Annotated in this window: 21 protein-coding genes; 9 read left to right on the forward strand and 12 right to left on the reverse strand. The window is 36.8% G+C overall.

The annotated features are described in order from the left end of the window. Positions 1-444: 444 nt before the first annotated feature. Together FVQ77_06420 and FVQ77_06425 are read right to left on the reverse strand one after the other, a co-directional pair. A complete protein-coding gene (locus tag FVQ77_06420; GenBank protein MBW8049961.1) occupies positions 445-2,397 on the reverse strand; it encodes a hypothetical protein in 1,953 nt (650 codons plus the stop codon). Between the two features lie 37 nt (positions 2,398-2,434). Further along, complete coding sequence (locus FVQ77_06425; protein ID MBW8049962.1) at positions 2,435-3,451, reverse strand: tryptophan 2,3-dioxygenase; 1,017 nt, start codon at positions 3,449-3,451, stop codon at positions 2,435-2,437. A gap of 256 nt (positions 3,452-3,707) precedes the next feature. Here FVQ77_06425 and FVQ77_06430 point away from each other — a divergent pair, with 256 nt between their 5' ends. The 9 genes from FVQ77_06430 to FVQ77_06470 all read left to right on the forward strand — a co-directional run bounded on the left by FVQ77_06430 (position 3,708) and on the right by FVQ77_06470 (position 13,417). Then, on the forward strand, positions 3,708-4,886 hold the full coding sequence (locus tag FVQ77_06430) for an acyl-CoA dehydrogenase (GenBank protein MBW8049963.1): 1,179 nt from the start codon (positions 3,708-3,710) through the stop codon (positions 4,884-4,886). Positions 4,887-5,322: 436 nt separating this feature from the next. Continuing rightward, the gene (locus FVQ77_06435) at positions 5,323-6,327 is read left to right on the forward strand and encodes a hypothetical protein (GenBank protein ID MBW8049964.1); all 1,005 of its coding nucleotides are present in this window, start codon (positions 5,323-5,325) and stop codon (positions 6,325-6,327) included. 417 nt (positions 6,328-6,744) lie between these two features. Next, positions 6,745-7,227: a 30S ribosomal protein S6 gene (locus FVQ77_06440; protein MBW8049965.1), complete on the forward strand. Its 483-nt coding sequence runs from the start codon at positions 6,745-6,747 to the stop codon at positions 7,225-7,227. Positions 7,228-7,252: 25 nt separating this feature from the next. Further along, the gene (gene rpsR, locus FVQ77_06445) at positions 7,253-7,504 is read left to right on the forward strand and encodes a 30S ribosomal protein S18 (GenBank protein MBW8049966.1); all 252 of its coding nucleotides are present in this window, start codon (positions 7,253-7,255) and stop codon (positions 7,502-7,504) included. 228 nt (positions 7,505-7,732) lie between these two features. Further along, on the forward strand, positions 7,733-8,176 hold the full coding sequence (locus FVQ77_06450; GenBank protein MBW8049967.1) for a 50S ribosomal protein L9: 444 nt from the start codon (positions 7,733-7,735) through the stop codon (positions 8,174-8,176). Between the two features lie 123 nt (positions 8,177-8,299). Further along, positions 8,300-10,336 (forward strand): thioredoxin domain-containing protein, encoded by a 2,037-nt coding sequence (locus tag FVQ77_06455; protein ID MBW8049968.1) that lies wholly within the window; start codon positions 8,300-8,302, stop codon positions 10,334-10,336. A gap of 205 nt (positions 10,337-10,541) precedes the next feature. Beyond that, complete coding sequence (locus tag FVQ77_06460; GenBank protein MBW8049969.1) at positions 10,542-12,356, forward strand: DUF262 domain-containing protein; 1,815 nt, start codon at positions 10,542-10,544, stop codon at positions 12,354-12,356. 22 nt (positions 12,357-12,378) lie between these two features. Then, entirely contained in the window at positions 12,379-12,564 is a 186-nt protein-coding gene (locus FVQ77_06465) for a hypothetical protein (protein ID MBW8049970.1), read from the forward strand. A 10-nt stretch (positions 12,565-12,574) separates the two neighbouring features. Next, positions 12,575-13,417, forward strand: a complete 843-nt coding sequence (locus FVQ77_06470) for a hypothetical protein (protein ID MBW8049971.1) — start codon at positions 12,575-12,577, stop codon at positions 13,415-13,417. A 191-nt stretch (positions 13,418-13,608) separates the two neighbouring features. Here the strand turns inward: FVQ77_06470 and FVQ77_06475 are convergent, their stop codons facing one another. The 10 genes from FVQ77_06475 to FVQ77_06520 form a co-directional block, all read right to left on the reverse strand. Then, positions 13,609-18,000: a T9SS type A sorting domain-containing protein gene (locus FVQ77_06475; GenBank protein ID MBW8049972.1), complete on the reverse strand. Its 4,392-nt coding sequence runs from the start codon at positions 17,998-18,000 to the stop codon at positions 13,609-13,611. Positions 18,001-18,291: 291 nt separating this feature from the next. After that, entirely contained in the window at positions 18,292-18,909 is a 618-nt protein-coding gene (locus FVQ77_06480; protein MBW8049973.1) for a nucleotidyl transferase AbiEii/AbiGii toxin family protein, read from the reverse strand. Next, complete coding sequence (locus FVQ77_06485; GenBank protein MBW8049974.1) at positions 18,875-19,174, reverse strand: hypothetical protein; 300 nt, start codon at positions 19,172-19,174, stop codon at positions 18,875-18,877. Before FVQ77_06485 ends, FVQ77_06480 begins: the two co-directional genes overlap by 35 nt. 309 nt (positions 19,175-19,483) lie before the next feature. Then, the gene (locus FVQ77_06490) at positions 19,484-19,951 is read right to left on the reverse strand and encodes a type II toxin-antitoxin system VapC family toxin (protein ID MBW8049975.1); all 468 of its coding nucleotides are present in this window, start codon (positions 19,949-19,951) and stop codon (positions 19,484-19,486) included. A gap of 299 nt (positions 19,952-20,250) precedes the next feature. Further along, positions 20,251-20,487, reverse strand: a complete 237-nt coding sequence (locus FVQ77_06495) for an AbrB/MazE/SpoVT family DNA-binding domain-containing protein (GenBank protein MBW8049976.1) — start codon at positions 20,485-20,487, stop codon at positions 20,251-20,253. Between the two features lie 93 nt (positions 20,488-20,580). Continuing rightward, positions 20,581-23,454 (reverse strand): TonB-dependent receptor, encoded by a 2,874-nt coding sequence (locus FVQ77_06500; GenBank protein ID MBW8049977.1) that lies wholly within the window; start codon positions 23,452-23,454, stop codon positions 20,581-20,583. Positions 23,455-23,464: 10 nt separating this feature from the next. After that, positions 23,465-23,851 carry a TIGR02281 family clan AA aspartic protease gene (locus FVQ77_06505; protein MBW8049978.1) on the reverse strand — a complete coding sequence of 129 codons (387 nt, stop codon included), beginning with the start codon at positions 23,849-23,851 and terminating at the stop codon, positions 23,465-23,467. Beyond that, positions 23,839-24,069, reverse strand: coding sequence for a hypothetical protein (locus FVQ77_06510; GenBank protein ID MBW8049979.1), 231 nt, complete (start codon positions 24,067-24,069; stop codon positions 23,839-23,841). The genes FVQ77_06505 and FVQ77_06510 overlap by 13 nt, the downstream gene beginning before the upstream one ends. 69 nt (positions 24,070-24,138) lie before the next feature. Further along, a complete protein-coding gene (locus tag FVQ77_06515) occupies positions 24,139-24,363 on the reverse strand; it encodes a hypothetical protein (protein MBW8049980.1) in 225 nt (74 codons plus the stop codon). 1 nt (position 24,364) lies between these two features. Beyond that, positions 24,365-25,399, reverse strand: a complete 1,035-nt coding sequence (locus tag FVQ77_06520) for a T9SS type A sorting domain-containing protein (protein MBW8049981.1) — start codon at positions 25,397-25,399, stop codon at positions 24,365-24,367. Positions 25,400-25,429: the final 30 nt, after the last annotated feature.

Below are 25,429 nucleotides of genomic sequence, written 5' to 3' on the forward strand. Positions count from 1 at the left end.
AAAAAAATGTAGTTGATAATCAAACAATTACAACTTTGCGTCTTTGTGTCTTTGCGGTTAAATTTTTATTTTTTGACTTTTTGGAGTGGACTCAATAGTTGAAAAGTTTAAAAAGTTAACCGTAAATCATGGATATGACATTCTGTCATAATTAGATTATAATATACTAAAAATCAGCTATTTATACTAATTTAGATAAACATTTAGTTTAAATAAAAAGTAAATTGGCTATCATCGGATGACTGGATGATTATGATAGGAGGGGTCGTCCGATGAATAAGCTGGAGAAACTACCTACCCATTCATCGGATGACGCCAAACCTCATCCCAGCCAGTCATCCGATGATGGCTTATTTTATAATCATAAATCTTTAACCATAATTCTTCAATCGTAATTGGCACTTCAGCCCATACATTCGTCATTTGTACTTCGTCATTCGTAATTCAAAAAGCGTATCCTGCCATAAACCCTGCACGGATAGGAATGGTAATACTATTTTCACCAACAAAGTTTTCAAACAATTCATCATAATATTGGTCATCCGTATAGTTTTTGTTGAAGATACTATAGCCGAGCCCTATTCCTAAAAATACATCCATCGTAAAACCTGGTTTTGTATAATCTTTCATAAATCGTTCTCCAAATATTAAAGAGAGTTCATAACGGCTTTCGTTAATAGTTGCTGTTAATGGAGGCGGTATTTCTGAATTGGTAGAATCCATAATATTGAAATTAAGATCAATGGATGTAAATCTAAATTCCCAGGCGGAGTATCTCATAAAAGTGTGCCGGGGTTTATTGTAAAACTTCTGCTTCAGATCAATAGAAATTCCTTTTTTGTATATCTCATTTTCTGATAAATTTTTCAAGTTTCTCAGAAAAGGGTTCCGGTAGAGTGTGAATTTAATTTCATACCCCAAACGCCCCTGAATATAATATTCAAACGAAAACGGGATATGGCCTGTAAGCGTAGATGCAAGCCGGAATTTATCAATAACAGAGACAGCAGGGGCAAACGGATTGGTACTTAGAATTACGGTGCTGTATTCATTGGACCTGGCAACAAAATAATTCATCCATTTATGTTTATTGCGAGCCGGTGATGGGTTATAGGTGGGAGGCGAAGCAATCCCTTCATTTGTAGCACTGTCTCCTTTATCAGGAGATTGCTTCGCTCCATCCCCCAAATTCTTCTCCTGGCTCGCAATGCCACGTCTTTTTTCTTTGTAGTAATATGTTTTATAATATCCTGCAAGGCCACCCTCATCAAGGTATAATTTCCATAATCCAACTCTTTTTCCATTTTGCAGGAAACCCTCCATTTTAATATTACCATTCTGATAGAAACCGGTATAAGGCCCCTTACTTTCTTTATATAAACATTTACCTTCCAAAGCGCCAGTTTCATAATAATATTTCCAGATGCTGTCGTTTTCCCCGTTTTTTACAAATCCTTCTATTTTCAACTTTCCACTCTCATAATATTCGTTATATTGACCAGTCCCCTCTCTAAAAGTACCGCTGGCTTTAAACCCTCCGTTATTATAAAACAATTTCCAGTCACCATCTTTTTGCTCGTTTCTATGATTTCCTTCAGCGCTTAAATTTCCGTTATCATAATAATATTTCCACGCTCCCTTTTTTATTCCTTCCGAATAGTTGCCTTCACTTGCCAATGCACCATTTGAGTGATAGAATTTCCAGTATCCATGCTTTAACCCTTCTTTTTCGACTCCTTCTGCACGGATCGGGCCATTTTCATAATAGTATTTCCATAAGCTATCGCTTTTACCATTTACTATCAGCCCTTCCATCTTAATTTGACCTGACAAATAATACTCTTTATATATTCCCTTCCCTTCTACAAATAATGCCTGAGCCATCAGGGTTCCATCTTCATAATAATAATCCCAATGGCCATGCTTTTTACCATTCAAGAAATTGCCGTTTTTCTTCAAATCTCCATTTTCATAATAAAATTTCCATTCACGTTCACGGATACCATTGTCAAAGGTACCTTGCATTGACAACTTGCCATTTTCATAATAGTATTTCCAAACCCCTTGGTTTTTATCTTTCAAAATTTCTCCCTGCATCTTTAATCTTCCGCTTTCATAGTAATATTTCCATAAATCTATAGCAAAGCCATTGCTATAGTTTCCTTTAGATTTTATATTCTGATTTTGGTGATATGAAGTGTAAAGCCCGTCTAACAGGATGTTTGATAGGTGGTTTAAGACATGGTATTCTTCTTTTCTTAATTTTTTTTCATCATCATACCAGATTTCAATTTTTACTGATTGAGAATAACTATATGAACAAATAGATAAGAGAATTAATATAGAAAGCAATAGAAATGCATAGGTTGCTATGGTTTGATGGTTACTTGGCTGCATGGTTTCATGGATTCTTACCGACTCTGCTTACTGCCTGCTAAAGACTGCTACTGCTAATTGTCATCTTTCCCCAGCTTTTCAGCTCTTCCTCTGTCCACAAGTCTGGAAAAAAAACAATTTTTTGAAAACGGGGCGGCAGGTATTTTTGCCAGTTTGTTCCGCCAGTAGCTGCGATGACATCTGGTTTTTGGTCCAAATACCTGACAGCAGATTTATAATGAACCAAAGACCAATTGATATTTGCATTCATATCTAATTGACGCAATGCTTTAATTAAATCTTTGTTCTTTTGGTCCTTCTTAGGTAAAGTTTTATACTTAGCCCATAAATTTATATTTTTATATTCTTTTGCCAGCTTTATAAGCCGGTTGGAATATTTTTTTTCGAAATTCAACAAGGTTAAGGTTTTCTTACCACTGGCCAGCTCGGAGGAGCCCTTCTTCCAATATCTGTGGATGAACAATTCTTCAATAGAAATAGCTGATCTTGTTTCAAATTTTTCCCTGACTTTTGGATCAACCAACCTGATAAGGTCTGTTGAACAAATCTCGATCATTCTGTATTGAGCTGACTGAAAACCGCTCGCAGGTAATAATGCCATTCTGAATTTTAAAAATTGATCTTTTTCCATTCCGTTGATCATAATTTCAAATGACCGTGTTAAGTTTTCAAAATATTTATTGATACGGTTGACTCTTTCAATGAAAAAATCAACAGGCAGTTTATTGCCCCAACCCTCATCCTGTCCGGAGGATTTAACATTTTTTTTGTTATGTGCGATTTGATCAATTTCATGAAGTATGAGCTTAAAGTATAGTTCGGTGATCTGGTGATATATGATAAAAACTATTTCATCAGGAAAATCCGTCTGAGGATTTTGCAGGGTTAGCAAAGTATCAAGATGAATATATTCCCAGTATTTCAGAAAATTGGAATAAAGCAGACCGTCCAGGTAGGAGGTCATATCCTGCCCCATTACCTCATATTTTTGAGCTAATTTTTTTAGCAGCTCTTTATTTTTGTTGTCGGATTTAGATTTATTTCTATTTTTCATTTTTCTTTTGCCACTAAGTACCAAGGCACATATGAATCACAAAGATAATTTTAACCACAGATTACATAGATTTTTTTAAAAAAACTTTGTGTCTTCGCGTCTTTGTGGCAAGGTTTTTTTAAATCAATTTACGAAGTTATGTTAATTTACGTAAATTTGGGGATTAATCTGAAAATTAACAAAAAATGAACTAAGTTTTTAACTTCTAAAAGATAAATATCTCAAGAAAACCTGAGAATTGTAAATAAAGAATACTATGCCAATAGATAAATTCAAAGCCCCGGACTTTTATCAATTAGACGACCTGCTAACCGAAGAGCAGAAGCTCATCAGAAGCGCTATCAGGGAGTTTGTAAATAAAGAGATCTCTCCGATCATAGAAGATTGTTGCCAGAAAGCGGAGTTTCCCGTACAAATTGTAAAGAAATTTGGCAAGATCGGGGCTTTTGGCCCCACGATACCGGCTAAATATGGAGGCGGAGGATTAGATCATATCTCCTATGGATTGATCATGCAGGAATTAGAACGGGGGGATTCGGGTATGCGCTCTACTGCCTCTGTGCAGGGTTCTCTTGTAATGTTCCCTATTTTTACTTTTGGTGATGAAGAACAGAAAAAGAAGTATCTGCCTAAACTTGCATCCGGGGATCTGTTCGGTTGTTTCGGATTGACAGAGCCTGATCATGGTTCTGACCCTGCAGGGATGGTTACCAATTTCAAAGACAAGGGAGATCACTATTTACTGAACGGAGCAAAAATGTGGATATCTAATTCGCCTTATGCTGATATTGCCATTGTATGGGCTAAAAATGAAGAAGGAAGGATCAAAGGGCTGATCGTTGAGAAAGGAATAGAAGGCTATTCTGCACCTGTGACACATAACAAATGGTCATTAAGGGCAAGCTCTACGGGTGAACTGGTGTTTGACAATGTAAAGGTGCCAAAGGAAAATTTATTGCCCAATGCTGATGGTTTGGCCGCCCCACTCAAATGTCTTGACTCGGCAAGATACGGCATTGCCTGGGGAGTAGTTGGAGCAGCTATGGATTGCTATGATACGGCCAGGAGATATTCGCTGGAAAGAATTCAATTTGACCGGCCTATTGCGTCTTTTCAACTCATACAAAAAAAGCTTGCTGACATGCTTACTGAGATCACCAAAGCCCAATTGTTAGCATGGCGATTAGGTGTTTTAAAAAATGAGGGTAAAGCAACCTCCGTACAGGTTTCTATGGCTAAGCGTAACAATGTAGAGATAGCGTTAAATATTGCAAGAGAAGCAAGGCAAATACTCGGGGGTATGGGCATTACGGGAGAATTCCCTATCATGAGGCATATAATGAACTTAGAAACGGTGATCACTTACGAGGGAACCCATGAGATCCATACGCTTATTTTGGGGAATGAAATTACAGGGATCCAGGCGTTTAAATAAAAAGTTGGCAATTGGCAGTTGGCAGTTGGCAATTAGCAAGGAATATTAGTAATAAGTCCATAGTCATTGGTTATTTGCCCTCCCCTACCCCTATAGCTACCCGTGTCATTAGTCTTTAGGTCATTCGTCATAGTCATAGTCATTCGTCACTCGTCATTTGCCCTGTAGAAGTAGCTGTTTTATTATATATTGTCCCAAATACGGGACCATATACCCTGTTATCGGCAAGTGAACTTTTTGGGTACAATAAAGAATTTGGGTTTTTTATTTGAAAAAGTTTATCTAATTTTGACACTAAACAAATTTGAAAAAGTTTGTAGAATTTTATTGTCTTTGTGTAGAAGGAAAAAGACGTATAAGGCAAACCCGTACACTATTTGCTTGCAAAGCGTTGGTACAAATACTAAAAAAATAAGAAAACTTAAAAATTATAATCATGGACGAATTAATAAAAAAGACAATCAATAAAGTACAGAAAAACAGAGACCTTTACGAAAAAGGAAAAGCGGAATTTGCTGTTAGAGACCATCTTATAAACCCGATACTAAAACAGTTAGGGTGGGACACATCCGACCCTGATTTTGTAATTCCTAATTATCGGACGGGAGAGAATGACGAACCTGACTATACATTATTAAAAGATGGACAAGTTGTAACATATATTGAAGCAAAAAAACTTACTCCAAATTTAATTGAACACATTGGACAATTAGCAAGATATTGTACAAATCAGGGAATTGAATACGGAATATTAACCGATGGTATTAGGTGGATACTTTTAAAATCATTTGAAAAGGGAAAAACTATACATGAAAGAATAATCTGGAAAATAGATTTAGAAGATTACAAAAAAGAAGATATAATAGCAAAATTAAACACTATATCTTATCAAAACTTTGACGACCTAAAAGAGCTCACAAGGAAATTAGAAGTAAAAGATGACATTTGGGAAAGTATCATAAATAACCCATTAGCAATAGAAAATACAATAATTGAAATTATGCAAAAAGAAATGCATAAAACGGATTGTGAATTTGAACATTCAGAAATTAAAGAATATGTTTCACGAAAATTAAAAGGAATTAACAAATTATTTGATGTCTCGACAGAAATTGACAAAGAAGAAGACACAACTTTTTTATTAAAAACAGAATCTTCAAGTCAGAAAAAGAAAGCATGGTCATTTGAAACGTGTATCAAACGCCTCAATAACCAAAACACCCTAATATATAAACTTTATCATTACATCAAGGACAAGAAAACAGTATCAAGAGAACGACTTGAAAAATTTATTACAACTGAATGCCGAAAATCAAATGGAGAATTTTATTCATTATCAGGAACTGTCAACAGAAGTATAGAATCTTTGGAACATTATAAATACATCATAAGAGAAGATTGGATAAGTGGAAAATGGAATCAAATACGGATATTAAAATAACAATATTTAAACAAATTAAAATAGACGAGCCGGAACAAATTAATACTCGGTGGAAAGAAAAAAGTTCACCTGCCCATAACAGCGCATATATTTCATTGCGGTTGACGAGAATATTCATACCTTAGCACTATCAATAATCGTTAGGTTTCGGAGACGGAGACGTAGTTCTTGAACCGCAACGAAACATATGCGCGTCCCGTTATCTGCTTGTGGCGGGCTGAGCTGATCATTTTCATCAAATTTATTTTTACCTTTGATTTTTGGAAATTTTTTGTATTTTTGGAACGATCAAAAATTTAATATACAGTAATGTATATATTACAACAAAAAAGATGTAACTTGCGGGCTGTTATTTTTTATTTGAAATTTCATTATTTTATAGAGACAAGTCTCTACAAAAAACCAACTTAATTAACTGTGGATTTAAAAGACTACGAAACCGTATTTATTTTATCCCCTGTTCTATCTGAAAATCAGTTGAAAGACGCCATTGGTAAATACAAAAAAACTATCAAAGACAATGGCGCTGACATTATTCATGAAGAAAACTGGGGGATGAAAAAGCTTGCTTATCCGATACAACATAAATCAACCGGCTTTTATCAGCTTTTTCAGTATAAAGCGCCTTCTAAAATCGTATCTACCCTGGCTATTGAATTCAGGCGGGATGATAAAATATTGAGATTCCAGACTGTTTCACTCGATAAATACGCATTGGAATTCAACGAAAAAAGAAAAAAAGGATTGTTAAAATCTCAAAAAGAAGCCGCTGCAAATAAAGAACCTGACAAAACCCCGAAGGAAACGGGACAGGTAAAGCCGGAGGGGAAAAAAACCCCGGTACCCACGAAAGAGGTAAAAGAAACCGTTAAAAAACCCGAAACTATAAATTCTAATTAAACTATAAAAAAAGGAAATAATTACTATGGCTTTAATGAACGAACCCATTCATCAAAATGAAAAAAGGAAAAAGTATTGCCGTTTTAAGAAGTATCGTATCAGGTATATTGATTATAAAGACCCGGGATTCCTTTTAAGATTTATTAATGAACAGGGAAAAATTCTTCCCAGAAGGTTGACTGGTACAAGCGTCAAATACCAAAGAAAGCTGGCTGTTGCTATTAAAAGAGCCAGGCATCTTTCACTGCTGCCTTATCTGGCTGATGAGCTTAAATAATAAATACCTAAGCTGGCGTAGCCAGAACCAAACAAGTTATTAATCAACAGTCATCAGTCGGCAGTCAGCAACATTGGCGACTGTGGACTGCCGACTGTGGACTTGTTTCAGAATGTATAAAAATATTTTGCCAAAAAGTGTCAAGATTTAAGAATTTAGTTACTAATTTTGTCATTGGTTGGGTGGTTGGTTGGTCATAGTTAATTAGTTTTTAGTTTTGGTTTTATTATGGAAGTAATACTAAAAGAAGATATAAAAAGTCTTGGCTACAAAAACGATCTTGTAAAGGTTAAGGGTGGCTATGGCAGGAATTATTTGATTCCAAATGGTCTGGCAATTATTGCACATGAATCAAATAAAAAAGTACGTGCCGAGAATATAAAACAAGCCGCACATATTGCTGAAAAGATCAAAGATGAAGCTGATGCTTTGGCGAAAGGTATTGGCGAAATTATTCTGGAAATTCCTGCCAAGGTTAGTGAAAGCGGAAAGATTTTTGGCGCAATTACTACTTTACAAATATCAGACGCACTTAAAGCCCGGGGATTTAATATAGACAGAAAAAAGATCATCTTTGAGGCAAAAATAAAAGAATTAGGTGTTTACACTGCCGTTTTAGACATACACAAAGAGGTGCAGCATGAGGTGAAATTCAAAGTAATAGCGGATTAAACAATACGAATAGTATATTAGCATTATACGTAACTCATGAAATCACCTATCTACGTTTTAGTATTCATTCTCACCTTTTTCACAAATTGTAATTCACAAAACCAAAATGAAAAACAGGACAATATGCACCAGGATCGTAAACCCAACAAATTAATTGATCAAACCAGCCCCTACCTGCTTCAACACGCATATAATCCCGTAAACTGGTACCCGTGGGGCAAAGAAGCGCTCAATAAAGCAAAACAGGAAGATAAGCCCATCATCGTCAGTATTGGGTATTCTGCATGCCATTGGTGCCACGTGATGGAGCGGGAGTCGTTTGAAAATGAAGAGATCGCGCAAATCATGAATGAGCATTTTGTATGCATCAAGGTTGACAGGGAAGAAAGGCCTGATGTGGATCAAATATATATGGATGCGGTTCATTCGATGGGTCAACGTGGAGGCTGGCCGCTTAATGTATTCCTCACCTCAGACGCGTTACCTTTTTATGGAGGCACTTATTTCCCTCCTCAAAATTGGTCTAAAGTGTTGCTCAACATTGCTCAAATGTATGACAAGAACAGGGATAAATTAGTTTCCTCAGCAAAGCAAATAACAGAGGCGCTTAATTCAAGCGATATAGAGAAATATAACTTAATTTATTCAGATAGTGATTATGCAAAAGAAGAGTTAATATCTTTTTATTCCATTTTTGAAAAAGGTTATGATAAAAAAAATGGCGGATTTAAAGGCGCTCCCAAATTCCCCATGCCAAACATTTACCTGTTTTTATTAAGATATTACCAGATAATAAAGCTTCAACCTGTATTGGAACATGTCAAATTCACATTAGATAAAATGGCGCTTGGTGGCATCTATGACCAGGTAGGCGGTGGATTTGCAAGATACTCGACCGATGAGGTATGGTTTGCACCTCATTTTGAAAAAATGCTTTATGATAATGCCCAGTTAGTCAGCTTATATGCCGAAGTTTATAATATTACCAAAACCGATCTTTATAAAAATGTGATATATGAAACGCTGGAATTTATTGAAAGGGAAATGCTTGATAAAGAAGGCGGGTTTTATTCCGCTCTTGACGCTGACAGCGAAGGTGAAGAAGGGAAATATTATGTATGGTCTCAAAGTGAAATAGAGGAGCTGTTAAAACAGGACGCAACACTTTTTATAGAATACTACAATGTTGACCCAAAAGGTAACTGGGAACATGATAAGAATATATTGTTCATCAAAGAGGCTGACACTGTTTTTGCCAAAAAGCACGACATAAAACTGGCTGAACTTCAGAAAAAAGTTTCCGACTGGAAAAAGACACTTTTAAATCAAAGGATTAAACGTATCCCGCCCGGGCTGGATGACAAGATACTCACCTCCTGGAATGGACTGATGCTCAAAGGGTACATTGATGCATACAGGAGCTTTGATGACGAAAAATTCCTTACAATTGCCCTGAAAAATGCTGAATTCCTGAAAAACAAAATGAGCAAGGGAAATAAATTATTCCACAGCTACAAAAATGGAAAAGCTACCATAGACGGCTACCTTGAGGATTATGCTTTTGTAATTGACGCCTATATTGCACTCTACCAGGCCACTTTTGATGAAACCTGGCTAAAAGAAGCTAAAGATCTTGCTGACTATGTAATAGCGCATTTTTATGATGAAAAAGAAGGATTTTTCTTTTTTACCGCAGACAATTCAGAAAAGCTTATTGCCCGGAAAAAGGAGCTTTTTGACAATGTAATTCCTGCCTCAAATTCACAAATGGCCATCAACCTTTATTTCCTGGGGTTGCTCTATGATAATAAACGGTATAGTGAGGTATCTCAAAAAATGTTGGCTAAGATGAAAAAACTAATCACAACCCAGCCTCGTTTTTTATCAAACTGGGCGTGTCTTTATACCTACCAATTATCTCCCACTGCTGAAATCGTTATAATAGGGAAAGATTATATAGATTTCAGAAAGAAATTTGACGATCACTATTTCCCCAATATGCTGCTCATGGGCGCCAAATCAAAAAGCAACCTGCCTCTTTTTGAAAACAGAACAACCGTTGATGGTAAAACTACTATTTATGTCTGCTATGATAAAACCTGTAAGCTGCCGGTGACTAATGTGGAGGAGGCTATTAAGCAGTTGAACAGTGGGCAGTAATTAATGTAGCTCAACATGTAGCTCAACATTTATGTTGAGTAGCCCGCACCAAATAGCAGGCAGTTTGTAAACAGAAAATCAAGGAATAGGGGAATAGGGGAATAAAGGAAAGTTCGTTTACTCAAATGTTGTGCCCAATTTTACGAGGGGACTGTGCCAAATGAACAGATAATCATTTAATACAAACCATTAAAACCATACAATTATGCCAATAGACGATAGTATTCAAAACAGGACATTTGAAGACCTGTTTCAAGGAAATATCAGATATGAAGTTCCGTTCTTTCAGAGAGCTTATTCCTGGGAAAGGGCACAGTGGAAACAACTTTTTGAGGACATTTGGGATCAAATTATTATTGATGTTATTGATAGGATTAAAGAGGTAAATGGAGACCAAAAAATAACGACAAAAGTATTAGGAGAACATCTGCTTGAACACGAACACTATTTTGGTGCTATTGTTGTCCTTGAAAAAAGAACATCAGAACCATCCTTTCAATGTTTTACTATCATAGACGGACAACAACGAATAACAACTGTGTATTTGCTTTTGGGTGTTATTTCTAAAATTCTGAAATCGCAGCCCAACTTAACTGAACATACAAGGAATTACATTGAAATTCTTGAAAAATTTCTCAAAAACAGTATTGATACAAAGGGGGACGATTACAGAAAATTAAAAGTATTCAGCAATAAAGGAGACCGTCTACCAACCTATCTTAAAATATTTGGGAATAACCCGATAAGTGTATCATTACCTATTGACCAGCAATTGTATATTCCAAGAGATAATCAGATAGAAAGATTTTGGGAGTATACCTACAAAAAATTTAAAAATGAAAGTGTAGGAACGCTCTATGCTATCTCTCAAGCAGTGTTAAAGAGTTTAAAAATTGTTTGGATACCCCTTGATGAAAAAAAGGATAATCCACAAGCAATTTTTGAAGGACTTAATGATAAAGGAATGGTTTTATCCGCAGTAGAACTGCTGTGCAGTTACTTATTTAAACCATTGATTAACGAAATAACAAGACAACACGAAGTGATTCATAATGAAAAATGGCTAACGAGTATTAAGAAATTGGGTGGAGAGAAAGAGTTTGAATTTTACATAAGAAATTTATTTTCCATAGATAAGCCCAAAAAAATTGGAATAGGAAGAAAACTATACTCACATTTCAAAAACACCAATAAAAACATAAATGAAGAAACAGCATACAGCACTATAGAGGAAATCGCTGTAAATGTTGATACATTTAATCATATTTATAATCCGCAAGAATACCCTCATCAAAACCAACAAATAAGAGAATTACTTATTAAGATTAAGCAGACAGGGATGGATTCATCCATCCCTTTTACTCTTTCTTTATTGATAGCAAACAGAAAAAGGAAAATTTCCGAAAACGATACAGAGACAATTTTAAAATCCTTACTTGTCCTACTTGTAAGGAGAAAAATATGCGGTGTATCAGTTACAAAATATGATGTTTTCTTTCCAACACTTTTGGCAAAAATTATCAATGAACGAGACAAAGCAAAAGCGTTTAAAGACCAAGTTATAAAAGCAGACCTTCATATTTCAGACCAAGATTTTGAAGATGCTTTTATTAACAGAGCACTTTACAATCAAAGAGAGTTAGAATTCACACGCTTAATACTTCGAGAAATTGACAAAACTCTACAATCACACGGACAACTTCCAGATTATTCAACAATAAATACCATTGAGCATATAATGCCACAGACACTTGATGACGAATGGATAGAATATTTAGACCAAGAAGCCACGGACATAAATTTAGAAAGGTATAAAAACTCTATTGGGAATCTTTGTTTAATCAGTGGACCTGCAAACAGTTCACTTGGACAAGACCCATTTGAAAAGAAAAAAAATAGTTACACGGATGTCAGCGGCTTGACAAGAGATATAAAAACGAGGACAGGTAAGTGGGACATAGAAGCTATAAATAAACGCTCAAAAGATTTAGCAGACAAAGGACTGACTATATGGGCTTGAAATTGAAAAACTGGGTACAACATTGGGTATAGGTAATGGCAGTTGGGTAAAAGCACAGGCAATTCCAGTTGCAGTAAATCAGATTCAGAATTTGTTTACTGGCGATACAACACCGCAAAAAATTACACCCGAACAAAAGAAGTTGGAAGATAAATTCAGGAGTGAAAATTTTGATTTAATAAACTGGTTCATTATTTCTAACAAATAAATTTATATTGATGAAACGAGATGCTGTAAAAATATTTGAAGACAAAAAAGTAAGAACTCTCTGGGATGGAGAACAGGAGAAATGGTATTTGTCAATTATTGATGTAATTGCAATACTCACTGGCAGCCCAAGACCAAGGAAATACTGGAACGCTTTAAAAACAAAACTTAAAGCAGAGGGAAGTGAGTTGTCCCATAATTTGGGACAACTGAAAATGCGGTCGGATGATGGCAAATTTTACCTGACCGATGTTGCTGATACCAAACAACTTTTTCGCCTCATACAATCTATCCCATCTCCCAAAGCCGAACCATTTAAACTTTGGCTGGCACAGATAGCCGCAGAAAGATTAGACGAAATGCAAGACCCTGAACTGACTATTGACAGGGCTTTAGAACAATATCTGCAATTGGGCTATTCAGAAAATTGGATTAACCAACGGCTGAAAAGTATTGAGATACGAAAAGAACTGACAGATGAGTGGAAAAAAAGAGGATTAAAAGAAGGCGTTCAATTTGCAACCCTTACCGATATTATTACCCAAGTATGGGCTGATAAAACCACCAAAGAATACAAAGTATTGAAAGGTTTGAAAAAAGAAAACCTGAGGGATAATATGACCAACACCGAATTGATTTTGAATATGCTTGCCGAAGCATCTACCAAAGATATTTCGCAAGCGGTTAACCCCGAAACTTTTGAACAAAGCAAGAAAGTGGCAAAACAAGGTGGCAATGTAGCCAAAGTAGCAAGGCGGGAATTGGAAGCACGAACAAGTAAAAAAGTAGTTACAGCATTAAATGCAAAATCTGCATTGCAATTGAAAAAAGGTAAGGACAAAACAAAAAAATAAAAAATGAATCTCTCACCATTCAACCGCATCAGTCAGAAAATGCCTGTGGCCTTGTTGGCAAACGATGCCATCGCTTTGAGCGATGGCATCGTTAAGCAAAAAGGTAAAGTTAGCGTAAAAACTCATTCCAGGGATATTTCAAAAGGTCGATAACTTTACTAAACCTCGAAGGTTTAGTAAAGTTAATCCAATTAGTAAACAATTATCTTCTCCGTCCTTGTACCAAAAGAGCTGCTTACATTTATAAAATACACTCCCTTGTCGTGATTGGAAAAGTCAACTTGCTTTTGAAAATTACCTGACATATTATTAAACTCTTGTGTATAGATGAGCTTACCGATAATATTTCTGACTTCAAGCAGGTAATTTCCATTTGTAGAGACGTTTGTAGAAAATTGAATAATAAATTGACTGTTATTAGGATTTGGGTAAATACTGAATGGTATTCCCATATCATTTGCGGATATTCCCGTAGTCCAGGGTATGTTCACTGTTAAAGAAGCGGTGCAACCATTAGCATCTGTAACGGTTACAGTATAATTACCAATAGGAAGACTATCTGCCTTTGCGGAGGTTTGCGCTAAGGGATCATTCCATGAAAATGAATAAGCTCCGGTACCTCCGGCAACAACGGCAATAGCAACGCCATCGCTCACTGCAGGGCCGCTTGCAGGCGTTACAAATACAGTATCAACATTAAGGGGGGAAACAGGTTCTGTGATCGTTATATTAGTAATTGAATCAACACAACCATTGGCGTCAGTCACTGTAGCCGTATAAGTTCCTGCAAACAATCCTGTTGCCGTTGAATCAGTTTGCACAGGCGTTGTATTCCACGACCAGGTATAAGGGAACGTACCGCCAGTTGTAGAGACAGTCGCAGCGCCATCATTACCACCATTACACAAGACATTGGTGGAAGCCATTGAAAGGGTAAGCGGTAAAGCAGGTTCTGTAATTGCAATATTAACAATTGAATCACTGCAACCATTGGTATCAATCACTGTAACCGTATAAGTTCCTGCAGACAATCCTGTTGCTGTTGAATCGGTTTGCGCTGGTGTTGTATTCCAGGAATAGGTATAAGGCGGGGTACTGCCTGTTGCAGAGACAGTTGCATCACCATCGTTGCCGTTTTTGCATGAAACATTTGTAACGGTATTTGAGAGTAAAAGTTCAGAGGGCTGAGTTACAACCACACTTGCAGAATCCACACAAAAGTTAGTATCTGTGACAAGTACTGTATAAGTTCCGGCAGATAAGCCGGTGGCTGTAGGAGTTATTTGAGGAGGCGTAGTATTCCATAAATAAGTGTAACCGGGAGTACCACCACCGGCAGTTACACTTACCGAACCGTTAGTATCATTAAAACAAGACACATTTGCAGCGCTTGAATTGAGCGTAATTGAATTGGGTTGTGTTATATCTACCGTGATGAAAGATATACATACACCACCGGAATCTGTAACGCTAACTGTATAACTACCCACAGCCAATCCGGTTACAATAGAATCAGTTTGAACAGGGAATGTGTTCCATAAATAAGAATAGGGAGGTGTTGCGCCTGAAGGAGTCACAGTAGCTGATCCATTGCTGTCACCGAAACAAGAGACCATTGCAGTGTCTGTTATGCTTAAAACAGCGCCTCCTGCACTATTGACAACAGCGTTGCCTGAATCAACACATCCGTAAGCATCAGTAACGACAACAGTGTAAACACCGGACCCCAAGCTATCTGCTATTGAGTCAGTCTGCAGCAATGGATCATCCCACTGCCAGGTAAAAGGCGCCTGTCCGGCTGTAATAATTGCATCTGCAGAGCCGTCACCACTCCCGCAAGTTGTTTCATTTGTAATAATTATTGTTGTTATTGACAAACCGGTTGTAAAATTGTTTACAGCAATAGTATCATAGGTAGTACAACCAATTGAATCAGTAACCATAACAGAATAGTTTCCTACGATCAGGTTGGATATACTATTGGTAGTGTCTCCTCCGGGAGTCCATAAATAAGTGTATGGGGATGTACCACCTGCCGCTGAAACGCCAGCCATTCCGACACCCATATCACAGGTATCCTGCGCTGTACTCATTGTCAATGCCAAAGCTGCCGGTTCATTGACATTTACAGCTATGGTATCAGTGCATCCGGTAGAATCAGTTACAATTACTGTATAAATTCCTGCTGATATTCCGCTGATGTCCTGGGTTATTGCACTCCCCGGAGACCAGTTGTAACTATAAGGTGGTGTCCCTCCGGAAACTGTGATGTATGCAGCGCCATCTGTCCCGCCATTGCAGCTTACTTCAGTCGTTGAATCCAAAGTATTTACAATAGCAGTGGGTTGGCCAATAGTAACGGTTGCAAAAACAGAATCTCCGGCTGCATCGGTTACTTTCACGGTATAGGTGCCTGCACAAAGTCCGGTTGCCGTATCATTCGTTTGGTTAGCCGAATCGTTCCATAAATAAGTAAAAGGTTGTGTACCGTTGGCTGCGGAAACAGCAGCCCAGCCGTCACAACTGCCAAAACAGGCAGCATCCACCGAGTCTGCTATGGCAGATGAAACCAGGCAGGCAGTAAGCTCACAATACCGTGCCATAAATTCCTCCAGGTACATGTTGGCAACGACCTCATCATGAATAAAAAGTGTGTTCTCATCATTTTTTGTTTCTGCTGAAGTTGACCAGTTATGCGAGCCGGTGATAAGAGTAGGGTCTGAAGCTGAATTGGTAGCGTCAATTACAGCGTATTTGTGATGCAGCATAAAGGGGACTGACATATGAGACAGTAGATTTACGCCATTGGTCGTGAGATAAGTATACTCAGAACCCAGGTCGTTTTGATTTTCCATGATGCCTTTTACATTCACACCCCCATTATGAGCATTTAAAACTGCCGTACCCAGGTCATTTCTTGTAAATGATAACAAGGCAAACTCCAAATCGTTGTTTGATGATGAAATTGCATTTAGAATATTGCTGGTGGTATTGTCACTTGGTGAAAAATATAATTCTACCAGTCTTCCGCCAATAATGAATTCATGAGGTGTATTATTAGTTTTGTCAGGCCCGAACTTAGCATTTCCCGAATTTGGGGTAGCTGATGTATCGCCCCACATCTCTTCAAACTCCAGTGTATATGCTTTTGCCAGGGCTTGATCCTGTATGACGATCAAATTGTTATAGTCGTCAAAAAGGTTGTTAGGCGTCCAGTTAACAGACCCGCCTAATACCCATGAATTGTTAACATCATTGGCGTCAATGACCACAAACTTATGGTGCATAATGCCAGCGGTATTCCCTTTCAGTACCTGAATACCCGCATCTAAGCTGCTTAAAGCAAGGTTAAATGTAGTTAAATCAGTAACGTAACGCACTGTTACGCCCCTGTTAAGATAAGCATCATTTATTGCGCTGACGATATTGAGATTATTGTTATTATACATGCAAATATCAAGCGTACTTTGGGCTTTATCTATGTAGGCAATGATCGTATCAGGAAAATTAATTGATCCAAACGCATCTGTAACCGGTGAAGCGGTATTATCAACAGATTTATTGAAGTAAACTTTAATTTCACCGCTTGAATTGGATGCAGTTGAATAGAGGTTAATACCTGAAAATCCAGTATCCGGTGCTGCTACTGTATATGCCTGAACATAATAGAATGTTGCAGGGCTCAAACCGGTTAAAGGTAAAATATGTGCTGTGGTATTCCCACCAGGGTTAATATCTCCCAGTTCTAATGCATAGGTTAATCCATAACGAATATTTGTACTACCGGCAATGTTAGTATTCCAATTCAAATCAAATCCTGTAGAGGTAATATTTGTTTGTGTTACGCAAGAGCTAAAATTGACAGGGGAGGAAGATCCGAGGTCGCTTAAATCTCTTGGAAGAACCTGGTAACCGCCAGTAGTGAAGGTGAATTGTGATGATATGCCAACCATTGTAATTGCTCCAACCGGGATCAAGGCGCCTACAAACGGTGAACCGGTCCTTACATAAATATCTCCCTGTTCTCCATTACTTACAAATGAATATTGGTTATTGCCGGCAAAATTTGTACATCCCGCACTAAAGACCACGTTGTTGATCTGTATTAATTCACTTTCAGTTGCCTCTCCTACTTGAATGGGAGTTACTAACTGTGGTGTTGGCAGTGTGTTGCCGGTAGAGATTGTAGTAAGAGCGGTAATGGGGTCAATTTCCAATAAACCGTTATAATCTTTTAATGTTCCCGTAACTGTAATGCTGTCTCCCCTATTTGGAGTAAAAGGGACAGAACCCGCTCCCGGATAGCAGGCAACACCTGCGGTGGCGTCTTCCAAATAACGGATAATTCCGAGTTCTGTCCCATTAGTAACTATACCGGTTACCGTAACGGTGGATCCTAATCCAAAAGTTCTCGCATCAGCGATGTCTGTTTGCCCCGCACATAAATTTACTGTAAGTAATAAAGTCAGGACGCTTATCAGTCGCCTTGATCTCCGCCCAAACCAATTGTTGTGCGGGGTTTGCGCCTTTGCTGTATATAACAGCAGGCACGTAAGGGCGATAAATTGTGTGATCTTTTTCATGGTTGTGGTGATTTAGGTTAGTTTTAGTATCCACTTAACTCAAGATACAAGAATCGAAACCACTAATTAGTGTCTGTCTATAAAGTGCTTATTTCTCGCAAAGTCGCAAAGCTCGCAAAGAAAAACTTGGCGTTCTTGGCGTCTTTGCGAGAAAACAACATTGGGCAAATAGAAAATACTCTGACTTTAAAGACAGACACTAATTACACGAATTTCACTAATTAATTCGTGTAATTGGTTGAGATATTAAATGCAAATATACTAAATTTATCTGAATGATCATAAATTAGTTTAAAATGGTTGCGTAGCAGCTTCTTCTAAAAAGGCTTCTATTTCCTTATCAGCTACTTTGGTTTTTAAAAATTCTATTGGTTCGCTTCGGTCAATGTGTTTGAAATAGCCTAATTGTTCACGAAATAGTTTTTCATTAAAAAGGTTTTTAAATATTTGTTTCGTTCTTGAAGAAATTTCAAAAAAACTATAATGGTCTTTTATAATAAAATATATATCAACATAATCCCTCCATTTTGCTCTGTAACTAAGAACAAATGCCTTCATAGCCGCGAGATCCAATATATTGGGCATATTGATAATGTCATTAAATTTTACTTTTGCTTCAATCTTGTGAGGAAAATTAAAGAATGTGATCTTAACTTTATTAACTTTGATCGTAAATTCTCCTTCTTCTGAATAAACTATTTCATCAATTGTATAATTATTCTTATGGATCTTTTGTTTTACATTGCTAATTCTGAATTCTTTATCTCTGAACAGGTCAAAATCAACCGATCTTCTGTGGCCTATCTGTAATGCTATTGCTGTGCCGCCTACCAGGTAGAATTGGTTTGAGAAAGATTTGATCAAAGGTAATAGTTCAACCTGCTCTTTTGTGAGGATCTCTTCGTGCATGTCTTTTGAAATACAAATTAAAGAAATTGATCGTTCGTTTGTGGTAATTCAAGCGTTTATGTGATGTTTGTTCATAAAATATCTCAGCCGCTTTATCAATCCCAACCAGCTCAAAAAGTTTCTTCACGCTTTTTTCATCGCCATAGTTCAGGATAGTCTCAACTAATAAGCCGAGACTTATTTCATGCAGTCTTTTCGGGTCTGCCGACCAGAAGATGGTTTTGTTTTCTTTGATGAAGTTTATTATTTTGGGGGAATGGGGCATAATATAAATTATTGATAACGTAAAGTATAAAAAACGTAAGGCATTAGAAATACTAATCTGTCAACCAAACAGTAACCTGAAATATAAACACAAACTGTTCTGAAAGCACTAGTTTAGTTACCCTATATTTTTTATACAATGTTGCAAAAGTGCTTTTCTGTCGGTCAAGTAGTTTCTAGTGTCTGCGGTTTTATATTATACTTCTTGCGGATTGCTTTCATTTCTTTTTTTAAAATGTCGGGTTGTTTCCAATATTTTTCACTTAACTTTTCCCGAATTTCCCGCATCATTTGAACTGCGTCAAATTTTTTATTCTTTTTCATTGTCTTTTGATTTTAGAATTTCTCTCGGTGTTCTTATTTCAATAATTCTGTAACCTAGTCGCAGGTTAATAGAATTGTAAAGTCGTATACGTTCAAGATTTACAATGTGTTTGAAATTCCAGCTCGCCAACACATCTGTATTGTATATTGTTCCAAGTGCAATGTGCAAAGCATCATTGTAACTTTTATTGGTTAACGCACCTTCTTCAATGTATGTTTCTGCAAGTTGGATTGCTTCATCTACAATGCTGATGTTGATTATGTTTGTTTTGGGGATTTCCTTAACTTTATTTCTTACCTTTGGCCTTGCAAGTTCCAATTCTTGTAAAGTCAAGTCAGAAAGCATTAACAGTTTTGTTCCTTTCTTGAATTCATCAAAAAGTTCGTTTGACCATTTTTTAAACTCTTCGTCAAAGCAACCGCCAATTACTGAAGTGTCTGCGTAAATTTCCATTAGTCCAAAACAGATAACTTTCAGGTTTATGTGGTATTTCACCTAAAAATCTAAATTAAAAAGAAAGAAAAGTGATGTAAATATTATGATACTTCCTTAATTTAGTACAATAAAAGTAAAAAATTAAAACTTTAAACCATCACTTTTTGGGTGAAAAAATCAACACTAGGTAATTCCGGTTTTTCAATTTAGATTTTTAGGTATACTACCAAGCGGTAGCTTTTTAAATTTTTCAAACAGAGAAAGAGGTTTTTTCTTTATAATATAAATGCAGATATTTGTATCAAGTAAGTACTCCATTAGTCAATGTTTTCTCTGTTTTGTTCATCTGGCTGATCTCTATCATTCATAAAGTCTTCAGTAAAAAGACTCAGACTATCAATCATACTTTGCCAAGGCTTGTTGTAGGGTATTATATACAAGGTATTTCCAATTTTCTTTAGATAAACCTTATTATCTTTAATTTCCAGTTGCTTTGGGATTTGTATTGCCTGAAATCCCTCATTATTCTGTATATCTATTGTTTCGAATGCCATGTCATTTTTTTTTGAGTTGTACAAATTTAAAAAATAATATTGAGTTGCTTATTTTTTTTTCAAATATACGATTTTTTAGAAAACAAAGCAGGTTCAGATTGTAATTTTTAGTGATAAATTATATCTCCTCGGAAGTCCGAAAAATACGGCTGCTGATTTGGCGTCAAAGTCGTCATAGCTTTGAGTATATGAGTCGTTATTTTGGGCATCAGAAATATAAACATTATTAAGTGCATTCAGAACACTAAACCTTAAATTCATACTAACTTTATTGAATTGAAAGCGATAACCTGCATGAAAATCAACCAGGGAGTAATAGGGAATCTTCCAGGATTCCTTCGGATTGCCATTTTCGTCAGTCGCATTACTGCTGCCATCCAGCGATAAGGGATTGAAGTCTGCATAATGATTTCCAAAATAAGTAAATCTTCCTTTAATATACAAACCTGCAACGGGTTCATATCTGAGCGTAGCTGCATATTGGATTTGTGCCGCGTCTCCTACGTGAATACCTTTGGCATTAAAATAATCTTTATAGATAACCTGCCCCTGGTCATCAAAAACTCTTACCGTATCTCCCGAATCCCATTTCCAGTCACCAACTGATAGAAGTCCCTCCAGATCAAGATTTTTTGAGAGATTATAAATAAAATCAAATTCAATACCTTTGTGTAAGGCATCAATGCCATTTACGTTGGCTGTGAAGGCTTCATCATCTATTATTACCGTGATCCCACGATCAACAGGTTTATTTTTCCATTTAGTAATATATCCATTGATATTTGCTGCATAGTTTGAATGTTTATAACTATAGCCGATTTCTATTGCTTTGATCAATTCATTTTCAATGTTCCTGAAGAATTTATTATTATAGTCAATAACATTATTAAATCGCTGCGCTTTGGAAATGTAGCCAAGATTCAAAAACACGTTCATATTTTCATTGAGGTTGTAATTAACTCCGCCTTTTACAGTAACACCCGGTATCCATTTCCAATCAGTTTGAGCATATCTGGCTTCGGGTGAGTGATTTGTGTATCCCTGCGCGTTAAGAATGTAGCTGGTGTCAAGTTTACCACTAAAATTATTAACAACAAAAGTAGTGTCGTATGATGTATAGAAATTAGCTCCCCTGAAAGCCTGAATATAGTTTGTTCCGTTATAAAAGAACATTTCTTCATTTCCTACAATCTGTTCAAATACCTGCCCAACAATTACAAGGTCTTTTCTTTTGAAATAATCAACACGTTTATAGCCGGTATATGCTCCCGAGATATTAATAAATGCACTTATTAATCCTGCTTTATACTCTGCTTGAGCAAACAATCCACCCCATTTCACTAAACCATCATTGTGATAATCTATGATATCATCTTTTCTTTTATACACAGTCTTTTGATTTAGGTTAGTAGGATCGCGATATACATCACCCCCTAATAAGTCGTAAACAACACGGTAATGTTCACCTTTGTAATACCTAAAATCTGTACCACCGGATAAGGTAATGACATCATTGAGTTTATAATTTAATGTAGACAAAAAACCATACCACGTGTGGTTGTTAATGCTGCTGCGTAAGATACCCGTTGATCTTCGTTCACCGCTGGGGGTCACATTGGCAGGTCCATAAACATTTTCATCATAAGCTGCCTGGTAATTCCAACGTCCATTAGTAGATTCTCTGGGAATATCTTTATTACCCGTTCCACCACCTCTCCCAACAGACATATACAAAATATTTGAAAGATAGAGTTTATCATTTATACTCCAAAAATCCTTTAGACTAAATTGTGGTTTATGGTAATAATTCAGTTTTTCGTTCACAACTTCCATTTTTGCAGGGATAGTATCACCGTTTGGTGCGATTGTATATCTTTCAAGATATCCCCAGTTCTGGTTATAGGTTACCCCAAAATCCTTTCCCGGATTATCGTAGCTCAGTGTATCAATAGACACATCCTGGATAACCTTAGAAGCAAACTTTTTATCGAAAACGGTAATTGGATGCTTAAATGAACGCTGTCCATGTTTCTGAGGCGCTCCCATCGCTGTTAGACTGATTAGGTGATTCCCAACCATTTTTTCTAATTTTCCAAAATAAAACCAGGCTTTTGAGAAGGTATGTTCAGCCCAACCATCTCTTTTTTTATAAGAGCCGGCAAATGTATAGCCCCAACCATTGTTCAATCTGCCTGAATTGAATGCAAATGATGTTCTGGATAAACCGAAACTACCCACTTCCTGTTTCACACTGAAATTTCTTTTGTTGTCAATACCCTTTGTAAGTATATTTAATGTTCCTCCAACGGATGGTATGGCAATTTTGGAAGCGCCAAGCCCGCGCTGCACCTGGATGACCCTGGTAACAGCATCCAAACCAAACCAGTTAGACCAATAGACCCATCCGTTTTCCATGTCATTGACCGGGATGCCGTCAATCATTACGGCTACATTTCGCTGGTTGAAACCTCTTATGGTGATCCTTGCATCCCCGTCTCCCCCACCCTGTTGTGTAGCATAAACCCCCGGAGTAGAATTAAGTATCATTGGAATATCTTGTGACGCAAGCTCTTCTTGAATTTTCGCAATGGAAATATTTGAAAAAGCAACCGGAGTTTCCCGCTCTATGGCAAAATCAGCCACTACCTCAACTTCCGAAAGGATAATGGTTTGAAGTTTAAAATCTTTTACATACAGTAATTTTTTATCAAGTATAATTTTTCGTGATATGGCTTGATAGCCGACATAGGATACGTCTAAAGTATATTCACCGTAATCTGCTTTAATAAAGAATTTACCATCCAGGTCAGTGACAGTTCCAACACCTTCACCAATCAATACAGTCGCTCCTATCAGAGTCTCTCCTGTAGTTTTATCCTTAACAACTCCTTTGATTACACCTTTTTGAGCAAAGGAGTAAAAAGAAAATAATATATAAAAAAAAATAAAGAGTATATATTTAAGCATTGTGACGCTATTATATTAATTCGAAGTATCCTTTTTTGAAATTGATATGTAGGTTAAAATTTTTCAAAAAACTTAACCCCAGCAAACCATCTACATGGCTTTTGGGAGGAAGGTCGTGCACTATTGCTATTACATTTTTAACCTCATTTCCTGCGACACTAATTGATTCTAAAGTTACAAGAGGTGTTATTTCCATTCCAGAAGCAGTAATCATTTCTATTTTTTCTTTAGACAATTCCGGCTTTAATCCTAAAGATTCTGCAATATTCCATGGTATCATTACATAAGATGCCCCTGTATCTAAAGCCATTTTGGGTCTCACTTTCTGGTCGCCTACTTGTAGTGAAACATGAGCAATAATAACTCCTGATTTATTATTAAAATTTATTTTTGCCATATAAAAGCAACCGCATAGCCCTTTGTAGGAATTTCACCTGTATAAAAGTGAGCGATATCTTTAGCTTTAGTTTGTTTCATTGCTTCATAAGTGTCATCCCTGTTCTTGCTATGGGCTATAACTTTTCCCACGATAGGTTGTTCCAATTCATTGACCTTGGTAACTTCAACCAACACCCATTCATCCCTATACTTTTTTGTAATTTCTTTAATGCTCATGTTATTTTAATATTTTTTGCTTCTTTGTTCCCAAAATAATTACATTTGTGTCTGGTGCGAAATTTACTTTTACCATCGGTAAGCCACGGCATAACCTTTTTTAGGAATTTCCCCCGTGTAAAAATGATATGTATATTTTTCTGCATATTTTATCATTGCAGAAGAAGTATCATCCCTATTTTTGTTATGAGCTAATAATCGCACTTTTACAGGATTGAAACCCTTGTCCTCCTGAAGGACTTCTACGAGTACCCATTCATCCTTATACTTTATCGTAATTTCTTTAATGTTCATATTATTTTACTATTTTTTTTGTGATTATTGTTCCATCCTTAAAATGTACCTTCAAAAAATAAACCCCGGAGTTTATTTCATTGAGAGTTATCACAAACTGTTTTTGGTTCTCAATTAATCCTGATTGATAAACTTTTTGTCCCAGCAAATCGTAAACCTCAGTAGATTTTAATACTTTGCCGGAGGTGATTGTTACTCGATTGTTTGATGAGGGATTGGGATAGATTATAAATGTATTTTTATTAGTTAATTCATCTATTGAAGTTACTGTACAACTGGAAACAATAGATGAGCTACAAAAGCAATTGTGAAAACCCAAACTATCAAAGGTGTTTCTTGGAAGCGAATCCCACTCTATAGTAGGATTAAAAGCGCCCGGAACGCCGTATGGAATTCCCGGATTTGTAGTAACTCCTGCCCCAATATTATATTTACGGATTAATGTCTGGTCTTTTGTCCAGTAAGCACCGATGCCGTCCCAATAGTTGGGCGCATTGGTCCAACCGGCACCGGTTCCTCCGAGAGCAGTCTGGGGCCTTTCACCAATCAACCCGAACAGGTCAATCATGATCCAATTATTTACTGCCGTGTCTTTTTCAAGTGATATAGCATCATCACCATTAAAAGGCAATACTCTATCACCACCATTGGAGCAGAGATAACAGGGGGAATAGAAACCGGCATTGCAGGTATTTCCAAAATTCAACAGCTCGGCAAAAAGAATCGTATCAAACCCGGTTCCTAAAGGGTCCCGTCTATCAAGAATTGCAACAAAAGTGCCATTAGAAGGAATACTGTCTGCTGCTGATAAAGACTGAACATACCGGATGTCCTGGTCTGAAGTTGTGCTGCCATTTGACCATCTGATTATCCTGTAATTTCCAAGATAAATGGTTTGTGACGTTGGATTGTATATCTCCAGCGCTTTGTTATTATGGCTGCCTTCTACGTACTCTGAAAAGAACAGTTCTGTACATTGTGCGTTTGCACTGTAAGCCGCTAATATGGCTGCGATTGGTAGTAATAGCTTTTTCATAATTATAAAATTAAAAAGTTGCTTTGCTTA

It is taken from the genome of Cytophagales bacterium, assembly GCA_019456305.1.
In the GTDB taxonomy this organism is placed as follows: Bacteria; Bacteroidota; Bacteroidia; order Cytophagales; family VRUD01; genus VRUD01.

Excerpts from the sequence above, each read along its gene's own strand:
- FVQ77_06420 (MBW8049961.1), bottom strand. The coding sequence starts at position 2,397 with ATGCAGCCAAGTAACCATCAAACCATAGCAACCTATGCATTTCTATTG.
- FVQ77_06425 (MBW8049962.1), bottom strand. The coding sequence starts at position 3,451 with ATGAAAAATAGAAATAAATCTAAATCCGACAACAAAAATAAAGAGCTG.
- FVQ77_06430 (MBW8049963.1), top strand. The coding sequence starts at position 3,708 with ATGCCAATAGATAAATTCAAAGCCCCGGACTTTTATCAATTAGACGAC.
- FVQ77_06435 (MBW8049964.1), top strand. The coding sequence starts at position 5,323 with ATGGACGAATTAATAAAAAAGACAATCAATAAAGTACAGAAAAACAGA.
- rpsR (MBW8049966.1), top strand. The coding sequence starts at position 7,253 with ATGGCTTTAATGAACGAACCCATTCATCAAAATGAAAAAAGGAAAAAG.
- FVQ77_06450 (MBW8049967.1), top strand. The coding sequence starts at position 7,733 with ATGGAAGTAATACTAAAAGAAGATATAAAAAGTCTTGGCTACAAAAAC.
- FVQ77_06455 (MBW8049968.1), top strand. The coding sequence starts at position 8,300 with ATGCACCAGGATCGTAAACCCAACAAATTAATTGATCAAACCAGCCCC.
- FVQ77_06460 (MBW8049969.1), top strand. The coding sequence starts at position 10,542 with ATGCCAATAGACGATAGTATTCAAAACAGGACATTTGAAGACCTGTTT.
- FVQ77_06470 (MBW8049971.1), top strand. The coding sequence starts at position 12,575 with ATGAAACGAGATGCTGTAAAAATATTTGAAGACAAAAAAGTAAGAACT.
- FVQ77_06475 (MBW8049972.1), bottom strand. The coding sequence starts at position 18,000 with ATGAAAAAGATCACACAATTTATCGCCCTTACGTGCCTGCTGTTATAT.
- FVQ77_06480 (MBW8049973.1), bottom strand. The coding sequence starts at position 18,909 with ATGCACGAAGAGATCCTCACAAAAGAGCAGGTTGAACTATTACCTTTG.
- FVQ77_06485 (MBW8049974.1), bottom strand. The coding sequence starts at position 19,174 with ATGCCCCATTCCCCCAAAATAATAAACTTCATCAAAGAAAACAAAACC.
- FVQ77_06490 (MBW8049975.1), bottom strand. The coding sequence starts at position 19,951 with ATGGAAATTTACGCAGACACTTCAGTAATTGGCGGTTGCTTTGACGAA.
- FVQ77_06495 (MBW8049976.1), bottom strand. The coding sequence starts at position 20,487 with ATGGCATTCGAAACAATAGATATACAGAATAATGAGGGATTTCAGGCA.
- FVQ77_06500 (MBW8049977.1), bottom strand. The coding sequence starts at position 23,454 with ATGCTTAAATATATACTCTTTATTTTTTTTTATATATTATTTTCTTTT.
- FVQ77_06505 (MBW8049978.1), bottom strand. The coding sequence starts at position 23,851 with ATGGCAAAAATAAATTTTAATAATAAATCAGGAGTTATTATTGCTCAT.
- FVQ77_06510 (MBW8049979.1), bottom strand. The coding sequence starts at position 24,069 with ATGAGCATTAAAGAAATTACAAAAAAGTATAGGGATGAATGGGTGTTG.
- FVQ77_06515 (MBW8049980.1), bottom strand. The coding sequence starts at position 24,363 with ATGAACATTAAAGAAATTACGATAAAGTATAAGGATGAATGGGTACTC.
- FVQ77_06520 (MBW8049981.1), bottom strand. The coding sequence starts at position 25,399 with ATGAAAAAGCTATTACTACCAATCGCAGCCATATTAGCGGCTTACAGT.